Here is a 13,666-nt window from a genome sequence, read left to right on the forward strand (position 1 = left end):
AAAATAACGGATTGAGTAGATTTCTTTACCATTTGCAAAGGATATTTCTCATTTAATTAATTGTCAATAGGCTAATTTGTAAGTATTGGATATTTTGGTCAAATTTTGAATTCATTATCTATGAAGACCATACATAAATTACCGGCTTTGTTATTTTTAGGATATTTGTTGATGGCCTGCGAAAGTAAGGTGCAGCAGGAACAGCCCAATGTACTTTTAATCATTACCGATGACCAGGGATGGGGTGATTTGTCTTTTCATGGAAATCAAGTGGTGGAGACTCCGCATATTGATGCCTTGGCCTCGCAGTCTATAGTTTTTGACCGTTTCTACGTTTCCCCAGTTTGCGCACCTACCCGGGCAAGCCTGCTGACAGGAAGATATCATATTGCCACCGGAACCACTTGGGTGACACATCGTATGGAGGTAATGCGGGAAGAGGAAGTGACAATTGCTGAATTGCTGAAGCCTCATGGCTATATATCCGGACTTTTTGGAAAATGGCATCAGGGTAAACAGTTTCCACATGACCCGATAGGGCAGGGTTTTGATGAATTCTTTGGGTTTACGGAAGGTCATCTGAACAATTATTTTGACACCAAACTCACCCATAATTTTGAAGAAATACAGACAGAGGGTTTTTTACCGGATGTCCTGACAGACAAAACCATTGAATTTATGGAAAAGCAGGATTCATTTTTTGCTATGCTTTCCTTGAATACTCCCCACAGTCCTTTTCAGGTTCCAGATGCATATTTCGATAAATATAAATCCATGGGTCTTGATGATAAAGATGCCTGCGTATATGGGATGGTCGAAAACATAGATGATAATGTTGGGAGACTGATGGAATTTTTGAAGGAAAGCGGAAAAATTGAAAACACCATTGTCATTTTCATGACCGACAATGGCCCCAACGGTATCCGCTACAATGGTGGAATGAAGGGAAAAAAAGCAGATCTGGATGAAGGTGGTGTCAGGGTGCCCTTCTTTATCAAAATCCCAAATTTTAAGCATCAGATAGTCAAACCTTGGGCCGGACACATCGATATTTTGCCAACATTGGCAGAACTTTTAAATATTAAAATACCGGAAAAACTTGGTGTTCATGGAAGAAGCCTTTTTCCATTGATTAAAGGAGAGGTTGAAGATTGGAAGGACCGGGATTTTTTTACCCATCATGTACATTTAACATTTGATACCATTCCCGGTGCTGTCAGAAATCAGGAATATCTATTGACAATAAAGAACAATCAGAAAGAACTTTATAATCTTCTTCAAGATCCTTCTCAGAAAGCCAATATTATAGATCAGCAACCTGGAATAGCCGGGGAATTGGAAATGCTTTATTTGGATTGGCTTAAAGAGATGACCAAGAAGGGTGTTGAACCACCCTTGATTCAAATAGGTCATCCCCATGTTACAACCGTTGAATTGCCCGCTTCTGATGGAAAACGATTGGGTAATGTTCTTTTTAAAGGAGGAATGGGTTGGGCAAATGATTGGTTTATCAATTTCAAAAACCCTGAGGACAAAGTGTTTTGGGAAATGGAGTCCATTGCAGATTCCAATTATGAGGTTTTTGTTCAAATGGCAAATGACAGTCCATTCAAAATGGAGGTTTCCGCCCAGGGAAGTAAGTTGTTTTATGAAACTGATCAAATTCATCAAACCAAACTGATTCCGAATCAGGATAGGGTGCCGAGAACAGAAGTGGAAGAAATGGAATGGCCTATGATTTCAGTTGGGGAATTTAGATTTGAGGCAGGGGCGGCAAACCTTGAAATTGGTTTCTTAGGAAAGGATCTTGGAAATATTGAGTTGAAAAGTGTTTTCTTGAAAAAATTGGAATGATATGACAGGTTTGATATTATTTTTTAAGCTTGCTGATATCAATTTATCAACCGTTGCTGTAAATGCGCATTTTCCCGCTGAAATAATTATTAATATGGAGGTCTCAAATGGATTTGATCCTATCCATTTTCTAACTGGGCTAAATTCAAAGAGGAAATTCAATATCTTTAAAATAAGACAAAAAATAAAAAGATAAGACAGTGAAAAACCAAATAAACTTAAGCAAATCAGTTCAAAGAGGAGTTTTCCTTTTGGGAATGATTTTATTGTTCATCGGAAATTCCATGGCCCAAAAAATTCCAAGTCCCAAAGAGCATTTTGGGTTTGGATTGGGAGATGATTACCACATCAGCAATTACACGCAGACAGAAGCGTACTTCAAAAAAGTTGCAGCAGCTTCGGATAAAGCCAAACTCGTTTCCATAGGAAAAACCGAAGAAGGCAGAGATCAATGGATGATGATAGTTACATCTGTGGAGAATCATGCCAACTTGGATAAATTCAAAGATATCTCTGTGAAAATGGCAAGGGCTGAGGGATTATCGGAACAAGAGGCCAGAAAACTCTCCACAGAAGGAAAGGCCATTGTATGGATCGATGGAGGACTGCACTCTACAGAGACCGTAGGCACCCATCAGTTGTCAGAAACCATATACCAAGTGCTCACCAAAGAGGATGCAGAAACCAAAAGGATATTGGATAATGTGGTGATCCTGTTGGTTCATGCCAACCCTGATGGACATGAAAAAATCGGCAATTGGTATATGAGAGAATCAGTGCCGGAAAAAAGAAGTCTTTCAAACCTGCCCACACTCTACCAAAAGTATATCGGTCATGATAACAATAGGGATTTCTACATTCAAAACATGAAGGAATCTACCAATCTTGGCTATCAGCTTTTTATTGAATGGATTCCCCAGGTCATGTACAATCACCACCAGAGAGGTCCTGCTGGCTCGGTTTTAGCTGGACCTCCTTATAGAGACCCCTTCAATTATGTATTTGATCCGATGATGGTGACGGGTATCGATGCGGTAGGTGCTGCCATGTACAACAGATTGAATGCAGAAAACAAACCTGGATTTACAAGAATGGACGGTTCTTCATTTTCTACCTGGTACAATGGCGGATTGAGAACCACTACCCATTACCACAATATGATCGGCATTTTGACGGAGATAGTAGGTGGCCCAAATCCAGAGGAAATCCCTTTGGTACCGGACAGATTGCTGCCCAATAGTAACACACCTTTTCCTGTCACCCCACAAAAATCCTGGCATTTCCAACAGTCTATTGATTATTCAGTATCGATGAACTTTGCGGTTTTGGATTATGCAGCTAGGAACAGTGACCACTTGTTGTACAATATTTATGTGATGGGTAAAGGTTCTATCCAAAGGGGAAGCGGGGATTATTGGACGCCATTTCCAAGTAAGATTGAGGCTATCAAAACGGCTTACGAAAAGGACAAAGACAAGTATCCTGCTTCAACCAATCCTATTTCAAGAAGAGGTGGAGCAATACCTTCTGTGTTTTATGACAGTGTTTATCAGGCAAAAGAGAAAAGAGACCCCAGAGGGTTTATCATCACCGCAGACCAAAAAGATCCTGCGACAGCTGTGAAATTTATCAATGCTTTGGTGAAAACCGGTATTAGAATAGAAAAATCAACAGCCTCATTCTCTGTAAATGGGACGACTTACCCAAAAGGATCTTACATAGTCAAAACAGATCAGGCTTTCCGACCGCATATTATCGATATGTTTGAGCCGCAGGATTATCCTAATGATTTCCAGTATCCAGGTGGTCCTCCAATCAGACCTTACGATGCTGCAGGATGGACTTTGGCTTATCAGATGGGTATTCAATTTGACCGTATTTTGGATGGTTTTTCAGGTCCATTCGAGACATTGCCTTACGGAAAATTGGAAGCTGTCCCGGCTGTTAAAATACCCAGTTCCAAATCAGGCTTTTTCCTAAGCAGTAAGCAGAATGATGCTTTCCCCATTGTAAATGAATTGTTGAAAAAAGGAATCAAGGTTTCAAGAACACAAGGTGCGATTGAAGGAATGCCTGCCGGCTCATTCTATATCCCCCAAAGTGGGTCAAAAGTTTTGGCTGAGCAAGCAACAAAATATGGTGTTCAGGTCACTGCAGCCAAAGCTGCCCCAGGCAATGCCATCAATATCAAACCTTCCAGAATCGCCTTATTCGATACCTATGGAGGTTCTATGCCAAGCGGATGGGTTAGATGGATGTTGGAACAATATAATTTTGAGTTTGAATTGATTTTTGCCAAAGAGATCGATGCCGGAAACCTGAACAATAAGTATGATGCTATTCTCTTTATCAGTGGCGGAATACCTGCTTTTGGTAGAGGTAATTCTGGTGGATGGGGTTCACCTCCGGATGAAAAATCCATTCCTGCTGAATATCACCACATGCTGGGAAATATCACTGCTGAAAAATCTATCCCACAGATCAAATCATTTATTGAAAATGGTGGAAAAGTAGTAGCTGTCGGCAATGCCTCTGCCTTGGCTTATCACTTGGAATTACCAGTCCGAAATGCCTTAGTGGAAGTCCAGAGAGATGGATCTGAAAAACCATTGCCCGGAGAGAAATATTATGTCCCGGGATCTGTATTGGTTACCCGAGTGGATAACTCTCAGCCTGCAAATTGGGGATTGGACAGTCATGTTGATGTATTGTTTAACAACAGTCCGGTTTTCAATCTAAAACCGGAAGCCAAATTACAGGGTCTACAGGTATTGGGTTGGTTTGATACCAAAACACCTTTGAAGAGTGGTTGGGCTTGGGGTCAATCCTATCTTGAAGATGGGATCACAGCCTTTTCCGCTCCAATAGGCAAAGGAATGCTTTTTGTCTACGGTCCTGAAATCACTTACAGGGCTCAGTCCCAAGGCACTTTCAAAATGCTGTTCAACAACTTATATCAGTAAAGCTTATGCTAATGGTTTAATTCATTTTTGAAATTTCAATAAAGCTTCCGCCAAAGGGAAGCTTTATTTTTTTGAAAATGAGAATACTACCCTTAAATTGGGAAGAGATGATAAAACCATTAAACCTAAATTAACTTTGTTATGCCAAACAACAACCTGAACATCCTTTTTTCATTGGGGATTATAGCTTGTCTTTTTTCCTGCAATACAACTCCTCAGGAAGAAAAACAACAAAGACCCAATATCATTTTTATCATGTCAGACGACCATGCTTATCAGGCCATTTCAGCTTATGATGATAAGTTGATCAATACCCCAAATATTGACAGGATAGCCAAAATGGGCATGTTGTTTACCAATGCCTGCGTGACCAATTCGATCTGCGCCCCATCCCGGGCTACGATCCTTACGGGTAAGCATTCCCATCTCAATGGAAAGACCGACAACATTTTCCCCTTCGATACTACCAACGTTACTTTTCCCCAAATCCTGCAAAATGCAGGTTATCAGACAGCCATGTTTGGCAAACTCCATTTTGGCAACAATCCAAAAGGGTTTGACCAATTCAAAATTCTCCCTGGTCAGGGCACCTATTACAATCCCACTTTTATTACCAAAAATGATGGCACTTATGATGTGGAAGGGTATGTAACGGATATCATTACAGACATGACTTTGGATTGGCTCCAAAACGAGCGAAATAAAGAAGAACCATTTTTGCTGATGTATTTGCACAAAGCTCCGCATAGGGAATGGCTACCTGCTGAGCGACATATTGCGGAATTTACGCAAAAGGAATTTCCTGAGCCTGTAACTCTTTTTGATGATTATTCCGGAAGGGGAAGTGCAGCAAAAGAAGCGGAGATGAACCTGTTGAAGCATATGAACTGGGCAGGCGATTCCAAATTGTATCCACAGGTCATGGATGAATTGGGTATTCCTGATGCCTCAGGTTGGGATAAGGGAGCCTTTGAAAGGGAAGTTGGCCGGATGAACCCAAGCCAAAGGGCAAATTGGGACAAGATCTACACCCAGGTCAATGAAGATTTTAAAAAGGTTTTTCCAGGAATGAGCGAAGAAGATAAAATGAAGTGGAGGTACCAAAGGTATATGCAGGATTATTTGGGAACCATTGCTGCTGTAGATGAGAATGTAGGCAGAGTTTTGGATTATCTGGAAGCAAACGGATTGATGGAAAATACCATTATCGTATACACTTCGGACCAAGGTTTTTATTTAGGTGAGCACGGTTGGTTTGACAAACGTTTTGTCTATGACGAATCATTTAAAACGCCATTAATGGTAGCCTGGCCTGGAAAGATCAAAGCAGGTTCAAGGTCAGACGTGATGGTACAGAACTTGGATTTCGCTCAAACTTTCCTTGAAGCGGCCCAAATCCAGGCTCCTTCGGATATGCAGGGAGAAAGTCTTATACCGTTATTGACCGGTAATTCAGATCAGTGGAACCGGGATGCTGTTTATTACCACTACTATGAATATCCCTCTATACACATGGTCAAGCGGCATTATGCCATTGTCACCAAAGAATACAAACTGATCCATTTTTACTACGATGTGGACGAATGGGAACTGTATGACCGCGCCAATGATCCGCACGAGTTGAAAAATGTGTATGATGATCCGGCGTATTCCGAAATCAGGGAAAAACTGCATAAAGACTTGGAAGCTTTGAGAGAAAAATATGGGGATTCTTCAGAAATCTCTCAGGAACTGTTGGAGAGGTATTTGGAGAGGATTTAAATATGGGAAAGAAATTAGATTTTATTACGACCGAATTACAGGATTTCATTGCAAATCAAAAAATATTTTTTGTTGGAACAGCTGCCTGTGAAGGTAGGGTAAATGTGTCACCTAAGGGCATGGACTCCTTTAGGGTTATAGGCAAGAATAAAATCGTTTGGATGAATTTGACTGGTAGTGGAAATGAAACGGCTGCGCACTTATTGAAAAATAACAGAATGACCATCATGTTTTGTGCTTTTGAAGGTAAACCCATGATTTTAAGGTTATACGGTGAAGCAAAGATTTATCATAAAAGAGACAGAAAGTTTGAAGACTATTCAGATCTTTTTCCTGAAAATCCAGGTGCAAGGCAAATCATAGAAATGGAAGTTGACTTGGTTCAGACCTCCTGTGGTTTTGCTGTTCCGTTTATGGATTTCAGGGAGGAGCGGACTACTTTGAATACTTGGTCAGAAAAACAAGGGGAAGATAAGATCAAAGAATATTGGAAAAATAAAAACACACTGAGTATTGATGGATTTGAAACTAAAATTCTTGAAGATTAAAAACATTGGTATCTTCACACATATAAAAATTAATGCCTCTTTTTTTAAATTTAATAATTAAGTTCTGCTTTCAAAATTACATCATTTACCCCAAACCCATCAAATTTCTAAAATGAATTGGGGTTATTTTGAGAATGACATCCCTCTTAATTATAAAAGCTAAAGGTTGCGCAAAATTCAAATAATGAAATTAAAACAACCACAAAAAAACTCTCTGGTATTCGATAGCAACATATAAATAGATTGGGTTTATTGATGACAAACCAGTCCGGCCTCTGGACTGGTTTTTTTCAATATTGAAATTACAGTCACTTCGTTTTACTCAGCACAACTTTTTTCCCACCCATTTGTCCATACCATTCAGTTCATCAAACTTGGAGACACCGTCTGCCAAAACCTCCAGTATTTTTATCAAAATCTTTTCCAGTCTTTCCTGAATGGTAAAGAAAACAGCGGTTTCTTCCGCTGATGGAGTAAAAGACGGATTTAAACTGATGCTATACTATATTGCATTATGCGAGACGTTGTTTGGTTCACTGGTGTGAATTTGTTAAGCAAATATTAAATGAACTGTTGAAGCATTATTTATGAGCATCAAATACCTCTTTAGAAATCAAGCTTGGTTTTTGAGTTATATACTTCTTGTTGTATCCTGTTCCGAAAAAGTGGATACCGCTCAATCTCAGGATAGCCAATGGAAAAGCAGGCTCAATAACCATCAGGATTGGGGGATTTACAGGGGACATTCCTCCGGGATCCAATTCTCCGAATTAGATCAAATCCATACCGGGAATGTTCAGCACCTCGAGAAAGTTTGGGAATATCATCACGGAAATCCTGTAGGACCAGGAATGTATGCCAATCCCATCATCATTGATGGCTTATTGTATTTCACTACCCCGGAAGTAAATGCAGTGGCATTGAATGCGGCTACCGGAAAGGAAGTATGGGTGTTCAGACCTGACGATTACAGAAATGACGAAAGGCCGTTTAGGGGAAGGAATAGAGGACTTACCTATTGGGAAGACTCAGAAGGAAAAAACCAACGGATACTGAATTTTGTAAAAGACCGGGTTTATGCCATAGATGCCAAGACCGGTAAACTGATCACTTCCTTTGGCGAAAACGGTTGGATCGATTTAAGAAAAAATTTACCTCAAGACCCGGAACAGGTTGATTTTGAAGCGACAAGCCAAGGGATTGTCTACCAAAACTTCATCATTATCGGAGGACGTACACCTGAAGAGGATCCGTCTACTCCAGGCGATGTGCGGGGTTATGATGCCCTGACAGGAGAATTCAAATGGATTTTTCACACCATACCCCAACCGGGGCAATTGGGTTATGACACTTGGCAATTTGAAGAAGGGGTAAGTTATGGTGGGACAAATCCTTGGGGCGGACTGACGCTTGATGAAGATCGCGGTTGGGTATTTTTTGCGACGGGTTCACCGGCACCTGATTTTATTTTTGGGGGAATGCGAAAAGGCGAGAATTTATTTGCAAACTGTGTGGTAGCGCTCGATGCCACCACAGGCAAACGAATCTGGCATTATCAGACCCTTCGCCATGATATTTGGGATTATGACCTGCCCCCGGCTCCGATTTTAGCCACCGTTACTGCCAATGGAAAATCCAGGGACATTGTGGTACAACTTACCAAGCAGGGACTGACATTTGTATTGGATAGGGAAACAGGTGAACCTGTGTTTCCGGTGGTAGATTTACCCGTTCCCACTTCTAAGGTTCCGGGTGAAGAAGCTTGGCCAACTCAACCTTTTCCTTTGAAGCCACCACCACTGAACCGTACAACACTTCGGGAATCTGATCTGAGCAACATAACTCCTGAAACCCATGAGTATGTCCTGAATATTTTCAGAAAACATGAAACCGGTCCTTTGTATACCCCGGCTTCCGTGGCGGGGGTGATCACCATGCCCGGGCATCAGGGCGGTGCAGAGTGGGGCGGTGCGGCTTTTGATCCTGCCACCAATGTCATGTTTGTCAACATCAACGAGGCACCCACCATCCATAGCCTGATTCCATTGACAAACTTTGACTCTGCCACGGCCACACCCATACAAAGGGGGGCAATGATTTACAACACCGCCTGTACAGCCTGTCATGGGTTGAACAAGGTGGGTAATCCGCCCTTGTTTCCTCCGCTTAACGACATTAAACTGAGCCGCGATTCAATCAAATCAGTCTTGGCCTTCGGTCGTGGAATGATGCCGGCTTTCAGCCATTATTCCGATAAGCAACTGGATGAACTTGTAGCCTATTTGGAAAGCGAAGACTTCAATGCGGATGTGGGAGATGTTGGTAAGTTGAATGATAAAAACTCAAAAGTACCGCGATACGCCAATATTGCACCCTTCTTTGTGGATCAGAATGGTTATCCTGCCATCTCTCCGCCTTGGGGAACGCTCAATGCAGTAGACCTTGATAAAGGGGAGATTCTTTGGAAGGTTCCCTTGGGAGAATACCCCGAACTGGTTGCCCAGGGGATCAGGAATACGGGTTCCAAAAGCTTTGGCGGCCCTGTGGTAACAGCCGGAAATCTGGTATTTATAGCTGCTACACCAGATGAAAAGATCAGGGCATTTGATAAGTTCACAGGCCAAGTATTGTGGGAATATCAGTTGCCGGCAGGTGGTTACGCCACCCCAAGTGTGTATATGGTTGGAGGAAAACAATATGTAGTGATTGCTGCAGGGGGTGGCGGAAAAAACGGCACCAAAGTCGGAGATTCGGTGATTGCGTTTGCCTTGCCGGACTGAGGCAACCTTTGAGGTTTTTTTTCTAAACCTCGAAGGTTTTAAGGTCCAAAGTAAGGATAAAACCTTCGAGGTCTTAAAATCGGGCAATTGAAATCTTGGGGCAAATCTTAAAAGACCTCAAAGGTTTCGGCCGTAACTTTTGAGGTTTTTTTCAAACCTCGAAGGTTTTCAGGTCCAGAAAGGATAATAATTCTTACCATGGCATTACTAATCAAAACAGGTAATCCGTTCAAAAAATCTTTCAAAATGAAACATTATAAAACCTTCTCAATATCATGGCTGCTGGCCTTTTTCTTATCCCTTTCTCCACCATCATGGTCGCAGGAAGGATATTGGCAAAGCCTCTTTAATGGCAAAGACCTTAGCGGATGGCAGGAGCTCAATGGAAAGCATATTTGGGAGGTGAGGGAAGGAATGATCGTGGGAAGTACTGTTCCCGGAGAGCCGAACGGGTTTCTCTGTACCCTACAGCAATATGGTGATTTTGTGCTCGAACTTGAGGTGTCGATTGATACCCTGATGAATAATTCCGGAATCCAATTCCGGTCCTTGAGCTATGATGATTTCAAAAATGGTCGTGTCCATGGTTACCAAATGGAAGTTGATCCTAAGCCACAACAATGGAGTGGGGCCATTTATGAAGAAGGCGCGGACCGTGGCTGGATTTATCCACCCGACAAAATGAGTCAAGCTGCGAAAGAAGCCTTTAAAAGAGACGATAAAAACGGATACCAATGGAACAGCTACAGAATTGAAGCTGTAGGGCCTATGATGAGGACCTGGATAAACGGCGTTCCCGCAGCCCATCTCATTGATGACAGATATCCTAAAGGATTTATTGGACTGCAATTACATGCAAATAACGAAAACGATCCCCAAGGGAGTTTTTCAATCCGCTTTCGCAATGTCCGCATCCAAACTGGAGATTTAAACCTGACTCCTTTGGATGATACCCATGTTGTCAACTTGCTGTCAGAAAATCCAAATTCCAAGCAACAACTAGTTGCCAAGCCGTTACAGATCAAACAGGATCAGACTGTCGGAAGCATTTCCGTATTTCATGGTCAATCCAATACGCCAATTTTAACCCAAATTGCCAAACAAAATGAACGGCCCTACATCCATCCCCTGATTGCACCGGATGGAAATGGGGTGATGACAGAATACCGGCCTGCACACCATCTGCATCAAACGGGAATATACTGGGGACTGAAAAAAGTGAACGGGCGGGATTATTTTATGAACTGGAAAAATGATTATTGGCGTGGGGTTTCTGCTACTGTTTTTGAAGACGAGGGTACTCAGGTAAAATGGCAGACGGAGTATAATATGTTGGATGAAAACGGAAAGACGATCATGGTTGAAACCCAAGACTGGTCCATGCAGCATTTCGGTGAACATTATGTGCTGGAACTGCAATGGACAGGAGAGGCCAAATCCGATGTGGTGATGGAAAAGTTTTATGTAGGAGGGTTATTTGTCCGTATGCCTTGGGTGAAGGAGACAGTAGGTGAAATCGTCAGTGCTTCCGGATTGCGGAATCTCGAACTGGAAGGACAGCGTTCCATTTGGAGTGATATTGGGATCAAGCTTGACGGCCGGGATGATTTTGCACACATCGCCATATTTGACCATCCCGAAAACAAAGCCTTTCCGACTCCATGGCGGGTGGACAATGAGTTGGGAATGGGCCCTTCCAGGCAGATTTTGGGAGATTGGAAAATAGCTGAGGGGGAAAAGGAAGTCATTTGGTACAGGTTATTGGTTTATACCGGAGAGTTGGATAAGATATTATTGATGGATATTTGGAAGGACTTTATTCAGCCCTGATCTGGTTGAAACAGTCTTTGGAAACGCTGGACTGAGCATTGGAATTTACTCATTCAATTGAAAAACAAAATCTGGTTATTGAAGACCACGGAACTATCCATTTTACTTTTTAGAAAATTTTTTCTCTAAAAAATATTTTTTTAAAATTTTATGGGGTCATTTTTATATAACTCATCCTCTTAATAATAGAAAGCCAAATAACCACATAGCCTTTATGGTCAATAAACCCCAAACAACCAAACTTTCTTCTGTTATCTCTTTAAGGCATTCTGAATCAACTAAAATCTTTGAAAAAAAATCTGATTTGGAGGTTTGGAATGCTTTCGACAAAGGAGATGAAATGGCATTTAATTACATCTATAGGTGTTTTACCCCAATCATGTTCAGTTTTGGCATTCAAATCACCAAAGATGTTGATTTGGTCAAAGACAGTATGCAGAACATTTTTATTGACCTAAGGCGGAAAAGAGGGTCATTATCAAATGTAATCAGTATTAAATCCTATTTACTTAAAATACTGCAGAGAGAATTGTTCAGAGCAATCAAAAAAGAAAGCAGTCATTCCAGTCAAAATTCTGAATTACCGGAAAATGCATTTCTGATAGAAGTTTCCCATGAAACCAAAGTGATACAATTAGAATCAGAGTCCGAAATGAACACCCAGTTAAAGAAAGCATTGAACCAACTGACTGCAAGGCAACGTCAAGCGCTTGTTCTTTTGTACGAAGAGGGGATGAGTTACAAGGAAATTGCCGAGGTTTTGGAATTTAATGAAGTGAAATCAGCCAGAAAATTGGTTTATAGAGCCATTGAAAGCCTAAAACAAATATTGAAAAATTAAAAACCTATTATTTACCTATTGAATATTTTAAGCATTAATACTATACAATGAAATTCAAAGATTACGATATAGAGCATTTTCTCACGGATGAATTTTTTATCCAATGGGTAAAAAATCCCAATGAGAATAACCAACATTTTTGGGAAAAATGGATTTCGGAGCATCCTGAGAAAAGGAAAGTTGTGCAACAGGCAGCGTCTGTTATCCGGTCAATTCAATCCAATCAAAATACTGGAATTTCTGATGCATTGTATGTGGACATGTTTGAAAACATTATCAAAGCGGAAGAAAAAAAAATGCCGGTCAAGCCCAAACCCGATGAATCCAATTCTTGGTTTTCTATTTTTTCCATCAGAAAAATTGCAGCTACGGTGGTTATCGGATTTTGTATATGGATTTCTTATGATGTGATGGTAAAAGGAGTTGAAATCCAAACAGAAATCCCAAAAACATTGATTGTTTCAAGGTCAAATCCGGCAGGTAAAAAGTCAATAATATCCCTTTCTGAGGGTACTAAAATTCATTTGAACGGAGAAAGTAAAATAGCTTATCCTGAGGTATTTGAAAAGGACCAAAGAAAGGTAGAGTTGGTGGGCGAGGCTTATTTCGAAGTAGCAAAGGACGGCAGGCCATTTATTGTTTCGGTTGGAGATAATGCCATCAATGTGCTTGGCACTTCATTCAATGTCAGGCAAAATGGAGCAGGGGGATTGGCTGTGGCCTTGGTTGAAGGGAAGGTCAAAGTAAATGACCGGCTTGGAAATCAGGTATTGTTGAATCCCAATGAGATGTTGGTAATTGAGGAAACAGGAAAATTCTATAAATCGGATTTCGATCTGATGGAAATCACTGGGTGGAAGGATATGTATTTGATTTTCAACAGCGATAGTTTTGAAGAGGCCAAATCCAAGATCGAAAATTGGTACGGAGTCGAAATAGAGGTAAAGGGAAAAATCAGTGAGACCTGGGTGTATTCAGGCCAATACAAAGAAGAGTCCTTAGAGAATGTCCTTAGAGGAATAAGCTTAACATCCGGATTAAAATATACCATAAAAGGAAGGAAAGTCACTATCACTAAACCCTAAAAAC

Annotated in this window: 8 protein-coding genes; all 8 read left to right on the forward strand. The window is 41.1% G+C overall.

What is annotated here, in order from left to right; all coding sequences use genetic code 11:
* Window positions 1-120: 120 nt before the first annotated feature.
* The 8 genes from B9A52_RS14825 to B9A52_RS14865 all read left to right on the forward strand — a co-directional run bounded on the left by B9A52_RS14825 (window position 121) and on the right by B9A52_RS14865 (window position 13,662).
* Window positions 121-1,854, forward strand: coding sequence for an arylsulfatase (locus B9A52_RS14825; protein WP_084121190.1), 1,734 nt, complete (start codon window positions 121-123; stop codon window positions 1,852-1,854).
* A gap of 257 nt (window positions 1,855-2,111) precedes the next feature.
* A complete protein-coding gene (locus B9A52_RS14835; protein ID WP_084123539.1) occupies window positions 2,112-4,817 on the forward strand; it encodes a M14 family metallopeptidase in 2,706 nt (901 codons plus the stop codon).
* 141 nt (window positions 4,818-4,958) lie between these two features.
* Window positions 4,959-6,578, forward strand: coding sequence for a sulfatase family protein (locus B9A52_RS14840; protein WP_084121192.1), 1,620 nt, complete (start codon window positions 4,959-4,961; stop codon window positions 6,576-6,578).
* 2 nt (window positions 6,579-6,580) lie between these two features.
* Window positions 6,581-7,126 carry a pyridoxamine 5'-phosphate oxidase family protein gene (locus B9A52_RS14845; RefSeq protein WP_084121193.1) on the forward strand — a complete coding sequence of 182 codons (546 nt, stop codon included), beginning with the start codon at window positions 6,581-6,583 and terminating at the stop codon, window positions 7,124-7,126.
* A 587-nt stretch (window positions 7,127-7,713) separates the two neighbouring features.
* Window positions 7,714-9,906, forward strand: a complete 2,193-nt coding sequence (locus B9A52_RS14850; RefSeq protein ID WP_084121194.1) for an outer membrane protein assembly factor BamB family protein — start codon at window positions 7,714-7,716, stop codon at window positions 9,904-9,906.
* A 246-nt stretch (window positions 9,907-10,152) separates the two neighbouring features.
* Window positions 10,153-11,736 carry a DUF6807 family protein gene (locus tag B9A52_RS14855; RefSeq protein WP_172805217.1) on the forward strand — a complete coding sequence of 528 codons (1,584 nt, stop codon included), beginning with the start codon at window positions 10,153-10,155 and terminating at the stop codon, window positions 11,734-11,736.
* Between the two features lie 214 nt (window positions 11,737-11,950).
* The gene (locus tag B9A52_RS14860; protein ID WP_084121196.1) at window positions 11,951-12,577 is read left to right on the forward strand and encodes an RNA polymerase sigma factor; all 627 of its coding nucleotides are present in this window, start codon (window positions 11,951-11,953) and stop codon (window positions 12,575-12,577) included.
* 47 nt (window positions 12,578-12,624) lie between these two features.
* Window positions 12,625-13,662: a FecR family protein gene (locus B9A52_RS14865; protein WP_084121197.1), complete on the forward strand. Its 1,038-nt coding sequence runs from the start codon at window positions 12,625-12,627 to the stop codon at window positions 13,660-13,662.
* Window positions 13,663-13,666 lie beyond the last annotated feature (4 nt).

The sequence above is a fragment of the Aquiflexum balticum DSM 16537 genome, assembly GCF_900176595.1.
GTDB classification, from domain to species: domain Bacteria; phylum Bacteroidota; class Bacteroidia; order Cytophagales; family Cyclobacteriaceae; genus Aquiflexum; species Aquiflexum balticum.